Here is a 20,356-nt window from a genome sequence, read left to right as displayed (position 1 = left end):
CCCACTGGTGCTGGAGATCGACGGGCTCAGCGTTGTAGTGGTGCGGCGCTGTCCGACTGGGCAATCTTGCATCAGGGTTTCGTTACAGTCAATGTGTGTAACGAAACATCGTGACTGTCACCTCAGAGGTGGCCGCTGACTTCGGCTCGGCAGGGTCGCACGGGTTCGTCGAGGGCAGGCCGGTACCGGCTGTGAAGCCGTCGAGGGTGCGGGGCCGCTACTGCAAGCGCTTGAGCCGGTTGCGGACGAGGGCTTCGAGCCGGTCGAGCGCTACCACGGCCAGGGTTGGCCAGGCTGTGTTCGACGTGTGCCCATGTCCACCCGGCGGCGTCGAGATCGGGCGAGTGGGCAGGCAGCAGGAACGCTCCCAGTCACTCGCGTCCGGCGACGAGCTCGCGTACGGCGTGGGGGATTACCCGCAGCGGCCGCGACTTCCGCGCCGGCGCCCCGCCGGGATCGGCCCGCCCCCTCCGCGTATCGCACACCACACGGCTGCGGTCGCCGACCCACTCATCAGGGGCTTCGTGACGATTCACCCCGATGAGCTGAAGTCAGTAATGTAAGACCCGTGGGTCGCCGACAGGGGAGAGACGTGTTGTGAGCAGCAGGGACCGGGCGACAGCCGGGCCGCATGGAGAGGGCACGCCAGAAGCAACGGCGAACGCGTCGGCGCAACGCTCCCCGCGCACTGGCGGCAGGCCCCGAGATCCGGCGATCGAGGAGGCGATTCTCCAAGCCACTCGCAAACGCCTGGCCACCGATGGCTACACAAGGATGACAATTGGCGACGTGGTGGCAGACGCCGGGGTGACGCGCCCCACTCTGTATCGACGCTGGTCGAACAAGTACGAGCTGGCCGTCGATGCGCTGGCTTACGGCCTGCAGAGGCAGCGCGAGGCCTATCCGCCCCTGGACGTGGACGGTTTGGCACCGGTGGAGGCTTTTACCAGGGCCGTCGAACGGCTTGACCCTCGTTACCACAATGAGCGGGCCATGGCCCTGCATGGCAACTTCATGGGTGATGCCGAGCGCGAGCCGGCGCTGTTCGAGCAGTTCCGCGAGCAGGGCATTCATCCGCGGTGCGCAGAGCTGAAGCAGACGTTGCAGCATTTGCAGCATGCCGGTGCAGTGCGGGTGGATGCGGATCTCGACGCCACAGTGGTTCTCTGCTTCGGCAGTTACTTCGGCGACTACTTGCTGACTGGTCGGAGCACACCTGCGGACCACGCCGACCGGGTAGTCGCGGCCCTCTGGCCTTCGATCCGAGCCGACGACTGCTCGTCAAGTAAAAGCGCCTGAAAGGCCGTTCTCTTTCCGAATGCCGTGCTCGGATTTCGCTGGTCTGACGCAAGACCGGGGCGGTCGTGGCGTCGGATGCCTCCACGACGGGCCGCGCGGTTTCCCTCGTCACAGCAGCTCCATGCTCCCCCAGTACGCGCCGAACCGGCGCCGGACACGGGCGTGATCATGACACCGCCTGCGCCACCCCCGTCCACGGTTCCCCCATCGTCCTCATCGGTGGGGCAAGTCCTGGCAGGACGTTGTTACGTGTCTGGTCAGGTGGTTGGGCTGGTGGTTCGCTGGGTCATGAGGCCGGATGAATCAGCCGGATTTCGGAGCCGGTTGGAGGAGTTCGCCGGGGAGGTGCTTGCGCCGCTGACGCGTGCGGATCAGCGGGTCAAGGGTGGTTCGTATCTGCGTGGGCTGTTGCTGGACAGGCGCCGGAAGTCGATGCAGCCGATGGCCGGACGGCTCGGTGGTGTGGACCATCAGCAGGTGCGGCAGTACATGACGTCCCTCCTGGCCGGTTGATGCGGTGCGGGGGAAGCCGGCCCGTCGGGCAGTGGCAGTGGTGCGACCGCACGTACGGGTGGTGGATGACACCGGCTTCCCCAAGGACGGCATCCCTCGCTGCGGGAGGGTCCGCCAGTACTCCGGAACGGTGTCCTCGCCGAGTCCTGCAACAGTCGACGGCCCGCCGCAACCTGGGGTTCGGCGGGCCGTCGGGCCTGGTTTCAGGACGGACGGATCAACACACCAGGCAGGGGTTGAAACCCGTGCCCAGACCCACTACCTGCGCGTCCCGCAGCGCACCGGAGTAGGCCTGGAGCTCGTCCACGTCACCGTGGAGGTACTCGCCCCAGCCGTCACCGACCTTTGCCCTGCCGAGCTGGAGGGCGCCGGTGCTGTGCCAGCCGTTGGGGAGGCTCGCCGTGGCCTCGGCGTTGGTGTAACCGTCGAGGAAGAGTTTGATCGTGTCGGTCCCGTCGTCGTAGACCACGGCGAGACGCTGCCCCTGGCCCTCGCCGCCGTCCGCGCTCGCGATCTGTGACACCACCTTCTCGGGGGCTCCGGCCTCGTCCTTCTCCGGCATCACCAGCTGCCACTTGTACGTGGACGGGTCGTAGCGCACCTTGAACGCGTCGGTGTGCACGCCGGCCTGCGAGAGCACCGTCATCGGGTGGGCGGGCTCGAAGTCCGCGAGGCGGACGACGACGCCGAGGGTGAAGCTGTCGCCGGTGTCCACGACAGGCCCGTCGGCGGCGGCGTACCCCGTCTCACCGTCCAGGTGCAGATGTCCGTCGCCGACGAGCGGCGGCGGCGTGTAGGTGCAGTCGGGGTCGAGGTCCGGGATACAGGAATTGTCGGAGCCCCGGTAGATCGAAGCTCCCGAGCCGAGCCGCAGCGGCGCACCGTCCGACTGCTCGGGGCTCGTCCCATCCGCCGCGTTCTCCAGCGACCAGTGGCCGAGCAGTTGCGGGGTGCGCCGTGCCAGTTCGGCCACCTCGTCCGGCACCACGACCCGGTCGTGGACCTGTACATCACCTATGTCACCGTGCCACCGCTCACGGTAACCGGTGGTCCCACGGGCGCGTCCGATCTGGAACGCGCCGGCCGTCGCGGCGGGGGCCGCTTCTGCCGCGGTGCCCACCTCCTGGCCGTTGACGTACAACCGCGCGCGACCCGTCTCCGCGTCGTACAGCCCCGTCAGATGGGCCCACTCGCCGGTCTCGGGCGCGCCACCGGACACTCGCGCGTCGGCGATCGCGAACGACCAGACGGGACCGGGATGCTGGCTGCGCAACCCGAGGCTGAAGCCGGGCTTTCCGTCCGCGTCCTGGCTGGCGACGGTCATATTCCGGCCTGTTTCGGCGGGCCGCACCCAAGCGCTGACGGCGAAGGTCTTGCTGATGTCGGTGGCGGGGGCGTCCGTGGTCAGGAAGCCGTGGCCGCTGCCGTCAAGGCTGGCGGTGGCGGTGGGTTCGATGCCTGTGGGCGCCGGGCCGCCGAAGGTCACGCCGATGCCGGCACGTGCCGCGGTGCCCACCTCGGCGGAGGCCGAGCGGGAGCCTGCCGGGTCGTCCAGCTTCCAACGGGCGACAGGGGCACGCCCGTACTTAACGTTGAAGTCGTACGAGGACTCTCCGCTGCTTCGGCCCGACCTGTCGATGGCGCGGACCGTCAGCGAATTGGGCCCTGAAGTGAGCGGCAGGTACGGAATCGTTGCTGCTGCGCCCGGCCGCCCCGCGGAGACGGTCCCGTACGGGCCGCCGATGAAGCCGTACGTGTACGACACCACGTCGTCGGAAGGCGAGTCCATGGTGAAATGGCCGTAGACGCCCACACCGTCCACCCAGAACACCTGGTCGGGGTTGGGGTACTCGGGGGAGCTGATCGTGGCCTTCTCAGGGTTCGCGTCGTCGTACACGAACGAGCAGACCGAGCCGCCGCCGTCATCGCTCCACGCGGAGGTCGCCTTGCCGTCGTCCGCGCGGACGTGCCAGGAAACGACCGTATTCGCCGGGATGCCGGTCGGCATCGTCCAGTAAAAACGCGAGCCCGACGGCAAGGTGATCGTGGTGTAGGTACGGCGCTGCTCCACTCCCGCTGCGTCCGTCCACCACGCTTCGAACTCACCGCTGAGCGGGCTGGATTCGCTGGGCTGGTTGTCTTCCTCGGGGTCGTACAACATGGCGCTGAGCCTCGGCGGCTGCGACACGTACGGCGTGTCGTCGCCCGTGGCGCAGGCCTTACTCTGCGTCTGGAGGTCCTGGACGAGCGGCTGCTTCGGCGGCAGATTGTCCACCGCATGCGCCGTACCGGCAGCCCCGGCCAGCAGCGCGGCAGCGCAGCTCCCCACCACCATCCGTCTGCGTCTGCCCGTCCTTCCGAACATGGTCAAGCGTCCCTCCCCTGTGAGTCTTCGAAGCTCGTGGATCACACGAGCCGCATGAAATTAACAGAGACCGCTGACACCGCCGAAAGGCTTTTCCCGTTGGTGTTGTTGACACCGAGGCGGGCTTTACCAAGGCGAAGACCTCCGGTGTGGTGGAGCTGTCTAGGACCGCACCGCCCCGGAGGTCTCCGTGTTCCACCGCAATGCCCGCCTGGCCGTTCACGGCAGCGACTGCTGGTCGAGCGTGTCCGCTCGGGCCGTCCCGTTGCTCTGTCGCGGCCGGGACGGGGGTATCGCGCACCACTGCCCACAGGTCGGTCCGCCGGTTCGCGGTCGAGGGCGCATCCGGTCTGCTCGACCGCTCCAGCCGGCCGCACTCGACACCGCACAAAACGGCGGCTGCCACCGAACAGCAGGTGTGTCGGCTGCGTCAGGAACGCAAGCTCGGACCGGCCCGCATCGGCCCGATCCTCCCGCCCCTGCAGGTATCGGCGCAACGGATGCCGTCTGATCTGCGATGATTCGTCGGAATGAGTCGCGGGACCGGGCGCGCTTCTGCTGGGGTGCGGGTGAAGGGAGCCGTCCGGTCCTGCGTCGTCTCCTGGACGAGCTGGTTGAATTCGTCGGCGAGTTGGTCGTACCCCTCTCTCAGAGTGGTCCGGGCGTGCCGCTCCTTCCCCGGTGCGATCGGGGTCTCTCCAAGGCGCATGGCCATGCCGGTCACGTGGATCGGCCGCGTTGCTGGCTCCTTGACGAATTCGGCCTCGCGTTCGGCGAGTTGTCCGAGCCTGTCGCCGTGCTCCTCGTCCGGCCGGAGACGACGCTGTGCGAGTTCGCCGTAGGCGCGCCATGTCTGCTCGGCCGGACCGGCCCGGACGTGCCGCCAGTACGCGGCGCCCTGGCCGCGCGAGACGGCCACCCCGCACCCTCCGCGCGGTGATTGGCTCGGCGGGCGGTCGCCCGGCACCTCGAGCACGCGGCCCCACCACGAGGCGCGGTCCGCACCTCCTCAAGGCTGCGTCCATCAGTAAAGGAACGCTCGTTCTTGACTGGTCATTCTCTTACGTTGTAAGGTCGAGGACATGGGACGGCCACGCACCTTTGACACAGATCAGGCTGTGACGACCGCGGCCGCCCTCTTCGCCGCTCGCGGCTACGAGGGCACCTCGGTGGACGACCTGGTCATCGCCACCGGCATCCACCGGGGCAGTCTCTACAAAGTCTTCGGCTCCAAACGGAGCCTCCATCTGAGAGCTTTGAGCAATCACCTCGAGCGGGAGATCCGCCCGGCCACTACCGCCATCGCCACTCTCGCCGACCCCGCGCAGGCCCTGACGGCGGCCATCGCCTCCTATGACAACGGCCCCGCCGCCGGCCTGCTCCTCATGGCCGCCGTGGAACGGGCACCCCACGACCCGGAAGTCGCCACGATGGTCACGGACGCCATCACCGCACTGGAAGATGCCCTACGGCCTTCCCATGGCGAGGCGGCCCCTCACATCGCCTCTGCCGTTCTCGGCGCCCGCTTGCGCCTGCGCGTCCAGCCCGACACCCTCAAGGAGCACTGACACGGCCCGGATCTCCATCAATCGTGAACACGGCCTCCTGGCCGCGGAATTTGAGGGCCTCTACAAGCTCTGGACTCATAAAAGCCGCCTGGAAGTCCCCCTGGCCCATGTGCGCGGCGCCACCCATGACCCCGGCATCGCCCGCGAGCCGAAGGGCATCCGTGTCGGCGGCACCCATCTCCCCGGAGTGATGACCGCCGGGCGGTTCCGTCACGACGGCGACCGCATCTTCTGGCAGGTGAAGAACCCGGACAAGGCGATCGTCATCGAACTCGCCGACGCCGAGACCTACGACCGCCTCATCGTCGAAGTCGACGACCCTCGTGCCACCGTCGCCCTCATCGAGCAATCCATCACCCACGGCTGAGTGCGGGCTGCCGGCCGGTATTTCCGCCCGACTCCCGGTCGTACGCAAGGGAACGCATCATTCTGACGGGCCGTCAGACGTGATCACGGAAGCTGAGTAAGCTCCGGAGCTGTCGTCGCTTCGAGCAGCGGCGCGACCGGCCCGCGCGTTGGTGGTGTCAGCGGCACCCCCGGGCCCACATCGGGAGGTTCAGGTGCGAGTCCTGGCCGGCGCTCGATGAAGGCCCTCACCGCGGTGGGGGCCTTCGTGCTTGATCTGGCGAAGCGCAGGGATGCCGGTGTGGCCCGTTCGGATACTCCTTACGCCCGTGCGCCGTGCGCTGCTCGGCGCCGGACGGCGCGGCCCCGAGCACCGGTGCCGCCTACGCCCCGACGGGCACGCTCGGGCTGTGCGGCGACACCGGCGAGCGGTGCGCCCGGCAGATCGGCACCCGGGTCCGCTGCGACGACGCCGAACGGCGAGCGCACTGGAGAGATCACCTGTGTCGAGGTGTGGGCGCTCGACCCGTTCGACGGCGGCGCGCCGCAGTTCCCCGGGTCGTTCGAGGACGGCGGCAACGGCACGCAGATCCGCAAGGGCGCAGCCCTGACTGTGTACCCCCGCGAACCGTGGCCTGCAGTCGGGCGACCCCTGGGAACAGGCCCGGCGCGTTGACGAGCGGCGGGCCGCCGGCGCCAGGGGGCACGAGGGGGAGGTGCGCCACGCCAGGGGCCATGTACTTGACGGGTCAAGTGATGACATATGCTTGCTCGGACAATCAGTCCCGGAAATCCGGGTCTCGAGGTCCGCCAGGCCCCCTGTCGCGCGCCGGGCAGGCCCTTGACCCGGGCAGGACACGGACCGGCGCGTCGCAGAGGCACCACGGTCCGTCCACAGCGGCCATCCCCGGTGGCACCAGCACGCAGGTGATCTCGACTCCATGCGCATCCTCCTGTTCAACAACCCGCTGACCGGCCACTTCCTGCCCCTGCTCCCGCTCGCACGGGCGTTGCGGAAGCAGGGGCACGCCGTTGCCTTCGTCTCGGCCGGCACCATGGCGGGCTCGGTCGGGGAGGCGGGGTTCGAGCTGATCCCCGCAGGTCCGCCGACGGACGTGGTGACCGCGGCGGTGGCCCGGCGCACCGGCGTCGACCTGCGGACCGGCCCGTCGCCGCAGGTGGTCGCGGAGTTCTTCGCCGGAGCGCGTGTCGACCTGTCCGTCGACGAGGCCCTCGCCGGGGCGCGCGGATGGGAGCCCGATCTGATCGTCTCCGAGCACTGCGACTTCGTGGGACCGCTGGTCGCCGCCGTGCTCAAGGTGCCGTCCGCCGTCATGGGCATCGATCCGGCGCTGGAACCCGTCCTCCTGGACGCCCTGGCCTCGACGGCCGGCACCCGCTACCTCGACCGCGGTCTGCAGGCCCCGGCTCACGCGCCCTCGGGCAGCCGGCTGCTGGACCTCTGCCCGCCGAGCCTGCAGCGCGACGGTGTCATGCCGCCCCTCGAACGCATCGCCCTGCGGCCGGAACCCCACCGGAGTCCCGAGGGGACGCCCCGCGTTCCCCGGGTCCCCGGAACAGGCCGACCGCGCGTGCTCGTGAGTCTCACCACCACCCGGGGAGCGGCCCTCATGCTCGGCCCGATGCTCAGGTCGCTGAGCGCCCTGGACGTGGACCTGGTGGCCACGTCGGGCGGCGCCTCCGTCGAGGACCTCGGACTGGAGCCGGGCCGGGCCGAGTTGGTCTCCTTCGTGCCCGCGGCGGAACTGCTCGACGGCGTATCGGTCGTCGTGCACCACGGCGGTTCCGGCAGCACGTTCGCGGCCGCGGCCCGCGGAATCCCCGCGGTCGTCGTCCCCGCCACCGCGGGGCAGCAGCGTCAGGCCTTCCGTCTGCACGCCGCGGGAGCGGGTCTGGCGCTGCCGATCGGCGAACAGGCGCCGGAAGCGGTCACGGCCGCGGTCGTCCGGCTGTTCGCCGAGCCCGAGTTCACCGCGGCGGCGCAACGCCTGCACGACGAGATCGCGGCCATGCCGGCGGCTCCGGAGGTGGCCGAACGCCTCATCGCCTCCGTCGTCGGCTAGCGCGCGCCCCACCATCCCCGGGGGCCCGTCCACGACGCGTCGCGCCCCCGGCATGGAACGGCCCTGCCCTTCGTGCCTTCTCCACGCCGAGGCGGACCAGAAGGACGGCCAGGCACACGTCGACCAGGATCCGCGGCGCCGCCGTCACCCACAGACGCACGCTCCAGGCCCCCGCTGCCATGATCAATGCGGCCACGGCGAGCAGCACAGAGGCTGTCGCGCCGAGCCACCGGACAGGCGTGCCCGTCTGGCCGATGACCATCGCCACGATCACGACGCCGGACATCGCGGTCGCCTCGCACATCGCCAGGGCCCACTGACACCGGTACGTCCCCGGCCCACTCGGCATACCTCCTCCACGCGTCGCTCACGACCCGGGCGTCTCCCGGAAGCCCGGACTCCGTCGGCCCTGTCCCCGTACCGAGATCAGACCGGGACCCTGGCAGACGCCGGTGTGTCCGCTCGGGTCCTGGGCGCCCGGTGTCATCTCCCGGTGCGGCACCCTCCCGCGGCTCACGGCCGGCCACGGCGTCCGCGAGGGTCGCAGCCGGGTCTCCGCTCTTTGTAGGGTGCGGAAATGACGAGAAGTGAGCGGCTCGCGGACCAGTTGGACCGGCACTGGCAGAAGAACCTGCGGCCGCGGCTGCACGGTCTTACCGATGAGGAGTACTTCTGGGAGCCGGTGCGCGGCTGCTGGAGCATCCGCCCACGGGACACGTCGGCCGCACGGATGTCGGCAGGTTCGGGGGACTGGACGATGGACTCCGCTTCCCCTGACCCTGACCCGGTGCCGGCGCCGGTGACCACGATTGCCTGGCGGCTGGCGCACATCATCGTCTCCTGCCTGGGCTATCGGGTCGGATGGCACTTCGGCGGCCAGGACGTCGACTCCCGGACGTTCGCCTACGCGGGGACCGCTGACGAGGCGCTGAAACAGCTCGATGAGATGTACGGGAGATGGAACGCGGGGGTCCGCGAGCTCTCGGACACCGACCTGGAGAATCCGCCCACGGCGGGTCTCGAGCGGTTTCCCATGGAGGGCATCGTCCTGCACGTCAACAGGGAGCTGATCCACCATGGCGCCGAGATCTCCCTGCTGCGCGACCTCTACCGCCGGCAGGACGGAGCCGTACCGGGCCGAACATGACTTCCGGTAACCGGGCCCGAGATCGGCCAGGGCGCCGAGGCCGGCGCTTCGCTTCGGCGGTCGCGGTCGCGAACGCGGAGTCTGGGAGACTTCGGCCATGGGCGTCGAGGCGAGTGCGACGGAGGCGGGATCGGGCACGGCGATCCCTGAAAGGGGGGCTTCGGCTTGCACCACGGGCTGGTGGACGCTGCGGTCGGCGACGGCGGCGGACGTCGAGGTGATCGCGGAGTTGCGGGCCACGGTCATGCGTGGGGACTTGGAACGCCTGGGACGCTACGACGAGCACAGGGTGCGGCAGCGGCTCCGGGATTCGTTCTCGACCCGGCACACCTCGATCGTCATGGTCGATGACGCACTCGCGGGGTGCATCACGGTTCGGCCCACCGAGGGCAGGCACTGGTTGGAGCACTTCTACCTGGCTCCGCCCCACCAGGGCCGGGGGCTCGGATCGGCCGTCCTGCGCACGGTGCTGGACCGGGCCGACGCGCAGGCCGTGGTCGTGGGCTTGAACGTCTTGCAGGGCAGTGCCGCACGACGGCTCTACGAACGCCACGGCTTCGTCGCAGAGGCCGAGGACCCGATCGACGTCCTCATGTCCCGACCGCCGAGTGCGGTGGCGCGTCCCGCTGAACAGGCCTGACCCAGTTCGTACGGACTCACCACCACGCGGTGGGGTAGACCTCGCGTCGCAGGCGCGAGGAGACCATCTGCACCCCGACCAGCAGGGCCAGCCCGGCGGCCAGCAGGGGCACGAAGCGGTGGGCCGGCGGGTCGGTGAGCATGATCATGACGGCGGTTGCCATCGCGGGCGGATGGGCCGCCTTGAGCACGAGTACGAGCCCGCAGGCGATGCCGCAGGCCGCGGCGGCGGCCCAGGGGCCGTGCCAGCCGAGGGCGAGCACCACGAAGCAGACAAGGCAGGACAGCATGTGGCCGCCGAGGACGTGCCGCGGCTGCGCGAGCGGGGAACCGGGAGTCGCCGTGACGATCGCGGCCGTGGCCGCGAGCGGCGGCACCAGGACCGTCTGGTGGAGGAGTGTCCCGGCGGCCACCACGACGGCCAGCCCCACCGACGTGGTCACGGCCGCCGAGACGACCGTGCGCCGCGCGGGCCGCGGTTCCGCCGTTTTCCACCACCGGGCCGGAACGGACCCGGCCTGCGCCGTCTCGGCCTGCGCCGTCCCGGGCGGGCTACTAGTCGCCATGACGCCGCCCTTCCCGGTGGCGGCACGCCGTCGGGCGGGTGACGGACGCGGCGCACGGCTGAGGAACGCGTGGAATCAACACGGGGACACCTCGGATCCGGCCCCGACTGCCGGACCACGGCGGGTTCGTCGTCCGCGAGGACGGGGGCACGCCGAAAGCCTGATGCCCCGGTCCGCCACCTGTCCAAATGCGGCTTTTTATCGCTTGATCGACCCCGCCTATCGAGGCACCTCCGCCCGTGTGCGGGCCCCGGCAGGACCGCCCCGCGGCGCCGGCCAGGAGCCCTTCCGGATGCGCGCCGGCTCGGTGTGCCTCTCCCTGGGTGCCCACCTCGCCCGCCCGCGCCCGGCGCCGGCCCGCCGTCGGCCACACCCCGCGCGCCGTCGAGGGCACTGGCCGTACGGGGCCACGGGGCGGCGCCGGAGCGGTCCATGCGGTCCCCGGCGAGGCGTGTCGGGGCGTGGTCCGGCCCGGTGACGACGCGGCGCCCCCGCACACGCGGCCACCGACGCGGCGCGCCCCACCCCGCGAAGGGCCCGCGTCCCGCCCGCTACGACGCCACGTCGGCCGTGGCCCCCGCCCCGCCCGGGACACCGGGCGCCCCCGGCGTGAAGGTGACCGGCAGCCATGACGGCCCGCGCAGACCGCCCAGCCGCCAGCGGACTTCCTCCGGAGGCACGGCGAGGGCCAGCCCGGGCAGGCGGCGCAAGGCGGTGCCGATCGCGATCTGGCCCTCCAGGCGGGCCAGCGGGGCGCCGAGGCAGTAGTGGACGCCGTGCCCGAAGGCCAGGTGGGCGCTGTCGCCCCGGGTGATGTCGAGCCGGTCCGGGTCGGGGAAGCGCTGCGGGTCGCGGTCGGCGATGGCGGAGGCGACGAGGACGGTCGCGCCGCGCGGGACGGCGGTGCCCGCGATCTCGAGGTCCTCGCGCGCGAAGCGCGCGATGCCGGGGCTCACGGGACCGTCCCAGCGCAGGAACTCCTCGATGGCGCCGGGCAGCAGCTCCGGGTCGTCCCGCAGCATGCGCAGTTGCTCGGGGTGGGCGAGCAGCGCGGCGATGCCGCCGCCGATCAGGTTGACCGTGGTGATGTAGCCGGCCACCAGCAGCAGGAAGCACATCGCGATCAGCTCGTCCTCGTCGAGCCGGTTCTCCTCGTCGCGGGCGGTGATGAGCGCGCTGAGCAGGTCGTCGCCGGGCCGGGCGCGCTTGTCGTCCAGGAGGCCGACCAGGTAGGCGCGCATCTGCCGCCAGGCCGCGTCGACCTTCACCGGGTCCGGGGGCTCCGCCCCGCGCAGGATCATCTCGTCGGTCCACCGCTGGAAGTCGCCCTGGTCGGTGGACGGTACCCCGAGCAGTTCGCTGATCACGGTGACGGGGAGCGGGAGCGCGAAGTCCGCGACGAAGTCGGCCTTGCCCAGGGGCAGGATCGCGTCCAGCAGGCGGTCGGTGACCTCCTGGATCCGCGGCCTCAGCTCGGCGATCCGGCGGGCGGTGAACGCCTTCGAGACCAGCCGGCGCAGCCGGGTGTGGTCCGGAGGGTCGGAACGCAGCATGGTGCGCAGCATCGACTCGCGCTCCGTGGCGGGCAGCATCCGCATCAGCCGGGGGTCGGACGCGTCACGGACGTCGCTGCTCAGCCGGGGATCGGACAGGGCCGCGAGGCCGTCCTCGAAGCGCGTCACCAGCCACGCCTCCACACCGCCCGCGATGACGGCCCGCCGCACGGGGCCCTCCTGGCTGAGCTGCCGGTACAACGGGAAGGGATCCGCCACGAAGGCCGGGTCGGCGTAGGGGAGAAGGACCGGTTGCCGGCTCATCGTGCCTCCGGAACGTGGGGGTGCGGGTCGGGAGCGACGCGCAGAGATGTGATCACTTAAAGAATAGTATGTACCGATATGGCGGTGTCCGTGCACCGCCGGAGGGGCAGGGTGCGGATGGAACGGACCACGTGCTGTGTGGTGGGCGGCGGTCCCGCGGGCATGGTGCTCGCCCTGCTGCTCGCCCGCGCCGGGATCGCGGTCACCGTGCTGGAGAAGCACGGCGACTTCCTGCGCGACTTCCGCGGCGACACCGTGCACCCCTCGACCCTCGCCCTGCTGGACGACCTCGGCCTCGCCGAACGCTTCGCGGCGCTGCCGCAGCGCCGGGTGCGCACCCTCCAGTTGCCCGTCGGGGCCGACGGTGCGCTGATCACCGTCGCCGACCTCAGCGTGCTGCCCGAGCCGTACAACTACGTGGCGATGGTCCCGCAGTGGGACCTGCTCGGACTCCTCGTGGACGAGGCCCGCCGCGAGCCGTCGTTCGAGGTGCGGATGAACACCGAGGCGACCTCGTTCGTCATCGAGCGCGGGCGCGTGACCGGGGTGCGCTACAGCACCTCCGACGGACGCACCGGCGAACTGCGCGCCGACCTCACCGTCGCCTGCGACGGCCGCGGGTCACTGGCCCGCTCCCGGCCGGAACTGGGCCTGCGCCGCTACGACTGCCCGATGGACGCCTGGTGGTTCCGGCTGCCCCGGCACGAGGGCGACCCGCACGGACTCGTCGGCGGCGCCGGCGACCGCCTCCTCACCGTGATGATCGACCGCGGCGACTACTGGCAGTGCGCCGCGCTCATCCCCAAGGGCACCGACCCCGACCGCCGCGCCGCCGGCCTCGACCGCTTCCTCACCGACTACGCCGGCGCCGTGCCGTGGATCATGGACCGCACCCACGCCCTGCACTCCTGGGACGAGGTCAAGCTCCTCGACGTACGCCTCGAGCGCCTGCGCCGCTGGCACCGCCCCGGGCTGCTGTGCATCGGCGACGCGGCGCACGCGATGTCCCCGGTCTTCGGCATCGGCATCAACCTGGCGGTCGAGGACGCCGTGGCCTCGGCGCGGCACCTCGTCGAGCCCCTGCGCCGCGGCAGCGTGGGCCTGAGCGACGTGCGCGCGATCCAGCGCCGCAGGACGCCCACCACGGCCGGAACCCAGACCCTCCAGCGGATCGCCCACGCCCGGCTCATCGCGCCCGTGCTGCGGGGGGAGCCGCCGTTGGGCGATGCCGATCGGGGCCGGCGCGTGGCCCGCGCGATGGCCGGATCGCGGTGGCTGCGGCGGATCCCGGCGTACTTCTTCGGATACGGCGCGCTGCGCGAACGCCCCCCGGCCGCGTCCGTGCGGTGAACTCCCCGGCGCGATGGGAGGTTTCGCCCCGGACGCCACCGCCCGCAGCGACACCGGCTCCTCGATCGGGCACCTGACCGGCGGAGGGGACACAGGCGGGCTCCGGCGGAGCCGGCAGGACTTCCCGTACCTCCGGGAACCGCCGCCACCTCAGCTGTACGGCGGTGGAACCGACCTCCACCTCTCAGGGCGGCACCCAGAGCACCTGCAGCAGGTCCGTGCTCCGCGGGAAGGGCGGTCGGGGCACATCGCGGGCGTAGAGCCGGGCGAGCGGAATCAGCGGCTGAGGGCCGGACGGCAGTGAGTCCGGGGCGAGCCCCGTGTTGATCCGGTCGATGATGCCCGCTCGTCGTCGGTCAAAGCATCCCGTCCGGGGCCGCTGGACCGTGCACACGACCGCGCCAGCGGGGTGCGCAGCAGGTGAACGTCCGCAAGCGTGGTCGCAGGCTCGGACGGAATGTGCGCCAACTCTTACTCCGGCAGGGCTCGTCAGCAGGCCACAGCAGTGGCCCACCTATCGAACTGTCATGGACGGTCGGATTCCCCGGAACGGGTGCAGCCGGAATGCCGTCCTGGCGAAACCCGTCAATGCCGGGAACGCCTCCGTGGCCGAATCGAAGCACACGGCACGGACATTCGGCGGTGCCACCCGACACACCGGGCCTCTTCCCGCGGCATGATCGCGACGGACTTTATCGGCTGATAAAGTCCGTCGTTACGCGAGGAAACCGGCCGGGCCGACCGGACCTCCCACCCCCGGTCGGAGTCGGAGGAGCACATGCTTGCGGTCGACGTCCGGCAGTCGCTGCGCGACGGCCGGACCGTGGCGGAGGGCGCGGGGCGCGGCTGGCGCTTCGCCGCGCGCACCGTCGCCACCCACGGCGACTTCCTGCTCGCCTTCGTCGACGGCGGGGTGTGCGTGGGCGCCTTCGAGATCCGGGGGAGCCGGTCCGGCGACGCGGCGGACGGCCGCTGGGTCTTCGACCTCGCCCCGGCCCGGCGCTTCCAGTGGGCCCTCGGCCACCGGCTGCCGCTGCCTCCGGGACGCAACCCCGCGCGCATCCTCACGGGCCAGCACCTGCGCGAGTTCCTCGACGCCGCGCCGGGCGGCGTCCCGCACTCCGGGGAGGCCTGACCGCAGTGAAGGAGCCCCAGCCCCCCATGGCCGCCGCAGCGCCCGACCCCGTCGACGCCCTCCTGCGGTCAGGACCCCGCCGCACCCGGCTCCCCGAACCGGCCGAACGCTCCCGGCTGCGCACGGCGTACGGGCTCACCCAGGCCGAGATCGCCGAGGCGCTGCAGGTCACCCGTACCACGGTCGCCGGTTGGGAGGCCGGCCGCAGCGAACCCCAGGGCGCCACACGGGCCGCGTACGCCAAGCTGCTGGAGGGCATCGCCGGTCAACTCGCGGCGGGCGCACCGCCGTCGCCAACGGCGCCAGCCGCCGAAAACCCTTCGGCGCGGCCGGGGCAGGCCGCGAGCGACCCGTCGGCGGTGCCCGTGCCCGTGACCGCCGCCCGCGCTGCCGGGGCCGCGCCCCTGGCGGCGCAGCCGTCCGGGGACGCGCCGCGTGGGGACGCCCGTCGCGGTGGCGAGCCCCCGGCGGCGCGGACACCGCATGCGGGACGTCGCTCGACCGGACAGCGGGACGTGCCGCGGCCGGAGGGCGACCATGGCGCGCCCGACCCGCGGTTCGTGAACGGCCCGCTCGCGGTGCTGGACGGTGACGGATCGGCGTACGGAGCCGGCGGTCTGGTACTGGAGTGCCCCGCGGCGGACGTCCCGTCCCTGGTGGAGTGGACGCTCACGGAGGCCCGCCTCGGCGCGCCACGGCTGCACCGCAACGGCAAGGACGCCGACCCGCTGGTCGTGCTGACCGCGTCGGCAGCCGAACGGCTCGGCCTGCCGGCGGAGTTGGAGGACCGCCGCGGCCTGCGGCTGCCCCCGGACCACCCGGTCGTCCGCCGCATCACGAGGGCCGGCTGGCAACTGACCCAGCGCGGATTCGGCCCGTGGGCGCGGGTGTTCCGGCCGGCTGAGGGCGGCAGACGTCAGTGCGTGCAATTGGCCGTCCTGCCGTGGGGCGCGCTGGACGCGCGGTCCTGGGGCGGTGCCGCCGGCCTGCCGGCGCCCGAACTCGCCCGGACCCTCGCCGCGTACGCGTCCCGCGTCCTGACGCCGCGCGGCTCGACAGCGGTGTCCGGGCTGGAGCTGATGACCGCCCTGCGGCCGCCGACCCGGCCGGTGAAGGACCCGGCGACCGGCGCGTGGGTCTCCGGGCCGAACCCCGGAGCCCTCACCGGCCCCGTCGATCCCGCCCCGCCCGAGGCCCCCGACGAGCACCCCGTCGTCGCCGCGCTCCACCCGCGCGGTCACCTGCGCACCCCGGACCAGGTCCTGGACGAGGAGGCGTACGACTGGATCCGGGACCCGGAACTCCTCACCGACACCGAGTGCGCGCAGCCGTACGCGGTCGGCGTCGACGTCAACATGGCCTTCGCCGCCGCCGCGAACCGGCTCACCGTCGGGCTCGGCGAGCCCGTCCACGTGAAGGCCCCGGCCTTCGACAAGGCGCTGCCCGGCTGCTGGCTGGTCGACCTGTCCGGCATCGACCTGGACCCGCGGCTGCCGAGCCCCTTCACCCCGCACGGCGGCCGCCCCGAGGGCCCCGCCTGGTACGCCACGCCGACCGTCGCCTACGCGGTCGAACTCGGCCACGCCGTCGCCCCCTTGGAGGCGTACGTACGGCCCGAGCACGGTCCGTACCTGGACGCCTGGTACACGCGTTTGCGCGACGCGTATCTGGCCACCATGGGCGAGCTGGGCGTCGTCCCCGGCATGCCGGAGGACGAGTTCCTCGCCGCGATGGAGCGCCACAAGCGGACCGACCCCGCGCGGGTCGCGCTCCTGTCGGCGATCAAGGCAACCGTGAAGGGCGGCATCGGCAAGCTCCGCGAACGCCCCCAGGGCGCGGGCTACCGGCCCGGCGAACGCTGGCCCGCCCTCGAACGCCCCACCTGGCGCCCGGACATCCGGGCCGCCGTCATCGCCACCGCCCGTGTCAACATGCACCGCAAGATGCTCAGGCTCGCGGCCGTCGGCCTCCACCCGATCGCGGTCCTCTCCGACTGCGCCGTCTACCTCTCCGACGGCCCCGGCCCGCCGGACTTCCTGCCGTACACCCCCGACGGCAAGCCCCTGCCGGGCGGCTTCCGCCTCGGGGTCTCGCCCGGCATGGTCAAGCACGAGGGCACCCAGACCCTCATGTGGGCCGCCGAACTCCTGGAGGACGGCCACAACCCCGCCCGCCACATCAAGGGCACCGACGCCGCCGCCGACGGGGAGTAGGGAACACATCCATGGGCATGCTCGGCGACAGCCTCGACAAGGCCACCGCGGCCACCTTCACCCGTCCTCTCCCCAAGTCCGCCCAGTCCCGCATGCGCTACCTCGTCAAGCACGAGAAGGGCACCCGAGGCGTCGCCGCCCTCCTCGGCGTCTCCCAGCGCACCGTCGAGCGCTACCTCGCGGGCCGGATCAAGCAGCCCCGCAAGGACCTCGCCGCCCGCCTGGAGGACGCCGTCCGCGAGCGCTGGCAGCCCCGCGTCCGCGACCGCGCGAAGCGGCACGCCGCCACCAGCGGGGGCATCGTCATCGAGACCCGCGCCCGCTTCGGCTTCACGGCCGCCCCCGGCTCCACCGACGACAGCCGCGTCCGCCTCATCACCCAGTCCCTCCCGCCCGCCTACGCCGCCCGCCTCTTCGCCGCCCGGGACGCCGGCGCGACGGAGCAGCAGCTGCGCGCCATCGCCGCCGAGGGCCTCCAGGAGATCTACTTCAAGGACCGCGGCCGCCGCGCCCAGGGCCTGAACGTGGAGTTCACCGACATCGACTACGTCGAGCTCGAGTTCTGACCCGCCGCGCCACCGACCTGCCCGAGGTGAAAGGGCCGCAGGCGGTCAGGAGCTCGTCGGCGTCAGGTCCTGCAAGCCCACCACCTGCAGCAACCGCAAGCGCTCGTACGACTCCGTGCCCGGGCGGGCCGTGTGGATGACGAGCCGCTGATTGTGCTCGGAGTTGACGAGGACCTCGCAGTCGAGTTCGAGGATGCCGATCGAGGGGTGGCGGAAGCGTTTCGTGGCGGCGCGGCGTACGGCGACCTCGTGTTCGTCCCAGAGGCGGGCGAACTCCTCGCTCCCGGCGCATAGTTCGGCGACGAGGGCGGAGGGTTCGGGGTCCGTGGGGCGGGCCGAGGCCACCGCTCGCAGGTCGGCGACCTGCTCGCGGGCGCGCTCGGGGCGGTCCTCGGGCGGGAACAGCTCCTGGGCCGCCGGGTCCAGGAAGAAGCGGCGGATCATGTTGCGTCCTCGGGGCGGCCGGGCGAGGACGTCTCCGCTCAGCGCTCGTGACAGCGCGTTCTGGGCCAGGACCTCGCCGCAGTCGGTCACCACCATCGCCGGAGTGTCGTGCAGCCGGTCCAGCACCAGGAGCAGGCCCGGGCGCACGTGCGTGCTGGTCGCCTCCCGGCGCGGCGGCTGTTCCCCGGTGAGGTGGAAGAGGTGGTCGGCTTCGTCCTCCGTCAGGCGCAGGGCGCGGGCCAGCGCGGTGAGCATCTGGCGGGACGGTGTCGGGCCCCGGGACTGTTCCAACCGCGTGTAGTAGTCCACGGACATGCCGGCCAGCTGGGCCACCTCCTCGCGGCGCAGCCCCGGCGTACGGCGGCGGGCGCCGACCGTGAGGCCCACGTCGGAGGGGGCCAGGCGGGCCCGGGCGCGGCGCAGGAAGTCGGCCAGTTCACCTCGGTTCACCCCTCCAGGGTGCGGCAGGCCGTCCGGGTTATCCAGGGACTGCCGATCCCCTGATGGAGAGGTCTCTCCCGGTCGTTCCGGCATCCGCCGAGGCTGGTCGTCAACGACGGGAAACAGTGCGTGAGGAGCACATCATGCTGACTTTGGTGACCGGTACGACGGGACAGGTCGGACGCCGCTTCGTACCGAGGCTGCTGGCCCAGCGGCAGCCGGGCGAGCAGGTGCGGGTCCTGGTACGGGACGCGGCCCGCGGCGAGCGCTTCGCGGAACTGGGCGCCCAGGTCGCCATTGGGGACCTGCGCGACGAGGAGACACTCGGCAAGGCGCTCGTCGGCGTGGACGCCGTCGTGAACGTCGCCGCCTCCTTCCGCGGGGTGCCGGACGAGGAGGCGTGGGCCGTCAACCGGGACGCCGCGGTGGCCCTGGGCCGCGCCGCGCAGTCCTCCGGGGTGGAGCGGTTCGTGCAGGTCAGCACGAACAATGTGTACGGCGTCGGACGGGGCCGCCCGCTGACCGAGGAGGACGAGAGCCGGCCCGGCGGCGAGATGTGGGGCGCCTACCCCGAGTCCAAGGCCGCGGCCGAGCGCGAACTGCTCGCGCTCGAGGGCCTGGACGTACGCATCGGGCGGCTCCCCTTCGTCTACGGCGAGGGCGACCCGCACCTCGCCGACTCCCTGCGCTGGGCGTCCGGTTGGGCTCCGCACCAGCGCCTGCAGATGGCCCACCACGCGGACGTCGCCCAGGGCCTGATGCGTCTGCTGTACGCGCCGGGCATCGCGGGCCGGATCTACAACATCGCCGATGACGCCCCGGTCACGACGGTCGAGCTGCACCAGCTCAACGGCGTCGAGGTGCCCGCCGGCCTCCACGAGCTCACGGACCCCGACCCGTGGTTCGGGATCGTGTCCAACCAGCGCATCCGCCGGGAGCTCGGCTTCCGGCCGATCTATCCGAGCGTCTGGACGGCCCGGGACGCCGGGGCCCTGTGACGGCCGCCGCGCGAGGTCGGCCCTCCCTCTGATCGACCCCACCGCACGGCCGGGCCAGAGGCGTTCGCCGGTCAAGCTCAAAGGAGGTCCAAAGCTTCCCGCCGTACGAACGGCACTTCGGCGTGGGCGAGGCGGAGTAGCCCGTCGGCCACAGCCGCGTTCAGCCACCTCACCGGCCGGGGCGGAGGCCGCCCTTTCGTGCTGGGGATTCGATCACGCAGCGCGTACGGTGGGCGCGAGCGGTCGGCGGGGACGGCACCCCCATGCCGCTAGCGTGGGCGGATGATCGTACGGCTCAACGGCACCCACGGCGCCGGCAAGACCACGACCAGCGCACTCGTGCAGCGACTGCTCGCGGATTCACGGGTGTTCGACGCCGAGAAGGTCGGCGAGACCCTCATGGACATCACGCCGGCGCTGCCCGGACCCGGCTCGGACAACTTCCAGCACTGGCCGCCGTGGCGGCCGCTCGTCGTCGAGACCGCCCGCCGCGTGCTCGACTACACCGGCGGCACCCTGATCGTGCCGATGACCGTCCTGGTCGAGCCGTACTGGCGCGAGATCTGCACGGGCCTGGCCCGACATGCCATTCCCGTCAGGCACTTCGTCCTCCACGCCGACCAGGTCACCCTCCGCGGACGCATCGAGGGGGACACGGTTCTCGGCCCCTCCGCGTTCCGTCACGAGGCCGAGGTCGTCGACACCACGCGCCTCACCCCTGCCCAGGCCGCGCAGCGGATCGCGGAGGCTGTCGAGAACTGACCTCTGCGGGCTGCCCGAGAACAGCCGAGCAGCCGTGTCCTGGGGGACGCCGGCAGATACCCGAGCCGTCGCACCCAGGGGCGCACCCCTCCGGGGTGGCCGGA

The 20,356-nt window shown here is 71.9% G+C and carries 18 protein-coding genes and 1 pseudogene; 14 read left to right on the top strand and 5 right to left on the bottom strand.

Annotation, left to right across the window (positions count from 1 at the left end):
- The first annotated feature begins 597 nt into the window (after positions 1-597).
- Positions 598-1,299 (top strand): TetR/AcrR family transcriptional regulator, encoded by a 702-nt coding sequence (locus tag PV364_RS10385; RefSeq protein ID WP_319659499.1) that lies wholly within the window; start codon positions 598-600, stop codon positions 1,297-1,299.
- 324 nt (positions 1,300-1,623) lie between these two features.
- The gene (locus PV364_RS10380) at positions 1,624-1,812 is read left to right on the top strand and encodes a transposase (RefSeq protein WP_319659498.1); all 189 of its coding nucleotides are present in this window, start codon (positions 1,624-1,626) and stop codon (positions 1,810-1,812) included.
- Between the two features lie 217 nt (positions 1,813-2,029).
- Here the strand turns inward: PV364_RS10380 and PV364_RS10375 are convergent, their stop codons facing one another.
- Positions 2,030-4,177 carry a LamG domain-containing protein gene (locus tag PV364_RS10375; protein ID WP_319659663.1) on the bottom strand — a complete coding sequence of 716 codons (2,148 nt, stop codon included), beginning with the start codon at positions 4,175-4,177 and terminating at the stop codon, positions 2,030-2,032.
- A gap of 190 nt (positions 4,178-4,367) precedes the next feature.
- Between PV364_RS10375 and PV364_RS10370 the strand changes: the two are divergent.
- A pseudogene (locus tag PV364_RS10370) lies at positions 4,368-4,650 on the top strand (leucine zipper domain-containing protein); the annotation flags it as partial.
- Here PV364_RS10370 and PV364_RS10365 read toward each other — a convergent pair.
- Positions 4,608-5,096, bottom strand: a complete 489-nt coding sequence (locus PV364_RS10365; RefSeq protein WP_319659672.1) for a hypothetical protein — start codon at positions 5,094-5,096, stop codon at positions 4,608-4,610. The pseudogene PV364_RS10370 and the gene PV364_RS10365 sit on opposite strands and share 43 nt — an antisense overlap.
- A 199-nt stretch (positions 5,097-5,295) precedes the next feature.
- Between PV364_RS10365 and PV364_RS10360 the strand changes: the two genes are divergently transcribed.
- From PV364_RS10360 to PV364_RS10340, 5 genes are all read left to right on the top strand, one after another.
- Positions 5,296-5,745, top strand: a complete 450-nt coding sequence (locus tag PV364_RS10360) for a helix-turn-helix domain-containing protein (protein WP_319659497.1) — start codon at positions 5,296-5,298, stop codon at positions 5,743-5,745.
- A 10-nt stretch (positions 5,746-5,755) separates the two neighbouring features.
- Complete coding sequence (locus PV364_RS10355) at positions 5,756-6,112, top strand: hypothetical protein (RefSeq protein WP_319659662.1); 357 nt, start codon at positions 5,756-5,758, stop codon at positions 6,110-6,112.
- Positions 6,113-7,031: 919 nt separating this feature from the next.
- Positions 7,032-8,174 (top strand): glycosyltransferase, encoded by a 1,143-nt coding sequence (locus tag PV364_RS10350; protein WP_319659496.1) that lies wholly within the window; start codon positions 7,032-7,034, stop codon positions 8,172-8,174.
- Between the two features lie 577 nt (positions 8,175-8,751).
- Positions 8,752-9,321 (top strand): DinB family protein, encoded by a 570-nt coding sequence (locus PV364_RS10345; protein WP_319659495.1) that lies wholly within the window; start codon positions 8,752-8,754, stop codon positions 9,319-9,321.
- A gap of 97 nt (positions 9,322-9,418) precedes the next feature.
- The gene (locus PV364_RS10340; RefSeq protein WP_319659493.1) at positions 9,419-9,961 is read left to right on the top strand and encodes a GNAT family N-acetyltransferase; all 543 of its coding nucleotides are present in this window, start codon (positions 9,419-9,421) and stop codon (positions 9,959-9,961) included.
- Positions 9,962-9,977: 16 nt separating this feature from the next.
- On the opposite strand, the gene PV364_RS10335 is transcribed toward PV364_RS10340, so the two are convergent.
- The gene (locus PV364_RS10335) at positions 9,978-10,526 is read right to left on the bottom strand and encodes an HPP family protein (RefSeq protein WP_319659491.1); all 549 of its coding nucleotides are present in this window, start codon (positions 10,524-10,526) and stop codon (positions 9,978-9,980) included.
- Positions 10,527-11,077: 551 nt separating this feature from the next.
- Positions 11,078-12,343, bottom strand: a complete 1,266-nt coding sequence (locus PV364_RS10330) for a cytochrome P450 (RefSeq protein WP_319659490.1) — start codon at positions 12,341-12,343, stop codon at positions 11,078-11,080.
- A 117-nt stretch (positions 12,344-12,460) separates the two neighbouring features.
- Here PV364_RS10330 and PV364_RS10325 point away from each other — a divergent pair, with 117 nt between their 5' ends.
- From PV364_RS10325 to tpg, 4 genes are all read left to right on the top strand, one after another.
- Positions 12,461-13,693 carry an FAD-dependent oxidoreductase gene (locus PV364_RS10325; protein WP_319659489.1) on the top strand — a complete coding sequence of 411 codons (1,233 nt, stop codon included), beginning with the start codon at positions 12,461-12,463 and terminating at the stop codon, positions 13,691-13,693.
- Between the two features lie 778 nt (positions 13,694-14,471).
- Positions 14,472-14,828 (top strand): hypothetical protein, encoded by a 357-nt coding sequence (locus PV364_RS10320; protein WP_319659488.1) that lies wholly within the window; start codon positions 14,472-14,474, stop codon positions 14,826-14,828.
- Between the two features lie 26 nt (positions 14,829-14,854).
- Complete coding sequence (gene tap, locus PV364_RS10315) at positions 14,855-17,041, top strand: telomere-associated protein Tap (RefSeq protein WP_319659487.1); 2,187 nt, start codon at positions 14,855-14,857, stop codon at positions 17,039-17,041.
- An 11-nt stretch (positions 17,042-17,052) separates the two neighbouring features.
- Positions 17,053-17,607: a telomere-protecting terminal protein Tpg gene (gene tpg, locus PV364_RS10310; RefSeq protein WP_319659486.1), complete on the top strand. Its 555-nt coding sequence runs from the start codon at positions 17,053-17,055 to the stop codon at positions 17,605-17,607.
- Between the two features lie 45 nt (positions 17,608-17,652).
- Here tpg and PV364_RS10305 read toward each other — a convergent pair whose 3' ends face one another.
- Positions 17,653-18,501 (bottom strand): helix-turn-helix transcriptional regulator, encoded by an 849-nt coding sequence (locus PV364_RS10305; RefSeq protein WP_319659485.1) that lies wholly within the window; start codon positions 18,499-18,501, stop codon positions 17,653-17,655.
- 134 nt (positions 18,502-18,635) lie between these two features.
- Here PV364_RS10305 and PV364_RS10300 point away from each other — a divergent pair, with 134 nt between their 5' ends.
- Together PV364_RS10300 and PV364_RS10295 are read left to right on the top strand one after the other, a co-directional pair.
- A complete protein-coding gene (locus PV364_RS10300; protein ID WP_319659484.1) occupies positions 18,636-19,490 on the top strand; it encodes an NAD-dependent epimerase/dehydratase family protein in 855 nt (284 codons plus the stop codon).
- A gap of 282 nt (positions 19,491-19,772) precedes the next feature.
- Positions 19,773-20,252 (top strand): ATP-binding protein, encoded by a 480-nt coding sequence (locus tag PV364_RS10295; RefSeq protein WP_319659483.1) that lies wholly within the window; start codon positions 19,773-19,775, stop codon positions 20,250-20,252.
- Positions 20,253-20,356: the final 104 nt, after the last annotated feature.

The sequence above is a fragment of the Streptomyces sp. MI02-7b genome (assembly GCF_033793585.1).
In the GTDB taxonomy this organism is placed as follows: Bacteria; Actinomycetota; Actinomycetes; order Streptomycetales; family Streptomycetaceae; genus Actinacidiphila.
The sequence above is the reverse complement of the archived record's forward strand: the minus strand, read 5'-3'. Positions and strand labels throughout refer to the sequence as shown.

Excerpts from the sequence above, each read along its gene's own strand:
- PV364_RS10375 (WP_319659663.1), bottom strand. The coding sequence starts at position 4,177 with ATGTTCGGAAGGACGGGCAGACGCAGACGGATGGTGGTGGGGAGCTGC.
- PV364_RS10350 (WP_319659496.1), top strand. The coding sequence starts at position 7,032 with ATGCGCATCCTCCTGTTCAACAACCCGCTGACCGGCCACTTCCTGCCC.
- PV364_RS10345 (WP_319659495.1), top strand. The coding sequence starts at position 8,752 with ATGACGAGAAGTGAGCGGCTCGCGGACCAGTTGGACCGGCACTGGCAG.
- PV364_RS10340 (WP_319659493.1), top strand. The coding sequence starts at position 9,419 with ATGGGCGTCGAGGCGAGTGCGACGGAGGCGGGATCGGGCACGGCGATC.
- PV364_RS10335 (WP_319659491.1), bottom strand. The coding sequence starts at position 10,526 with ATGGCGACTAGTAGCCCGCCCGGGACGGCGCAGGCCGAGACGGCGCAG.
- PV364_RS10330 (WP_319659490.1), bottom strand. The coding sequence starts at position 12,343 with ATGAGCCGGCAACCGGTCCTTCTCCCCTACGCCGACCCGGCCTTCGTG.
- PV364_RS10325 (WP_319659489.1), top strand. The coding sequence starts at position 12,461 with ATGGAACGGACCACGTGCTGTGTGGTGGGCGGCGGTCCCGCGGGCATG.
- PV364_RS10320 (WP_319659488.1), top strand. The coding sequence starts at position 14,472 with ATGCTTGCGGTCGACGTCCGGCAGTCGCTGCGCGACGGCCGGACCGTG.
- tap (WP_319659487.1), top strand. The coding sequence starts at position 14,855 with ATGGCCGCCGCAGCGCCCGACCCCGTCGACGCCCTCCTGCGGTCAGGA.
- tpg (WP_319659486.1), top strand. The coding sequence starts at position 17,053 with ATGGGCATGCTCGGCGACAGCCTCGACAAGGCCACCGCGGCCACCTTC.
- PV364_RS10300 (WP_319659484.1), top strand. The coding sequence starts at position 18,636 with ATGCTGACTTTGGTGACCGGTACGACGGGACAGGTCGGACGCCGCTTC.
- PV364_RS10295 (WP_319659483.1), top strand. The coding sequence starts at position 19,773 with ATGATCGTACGGCTCAACGGCACCCACGGCGCCGGCAAGACCACGACC.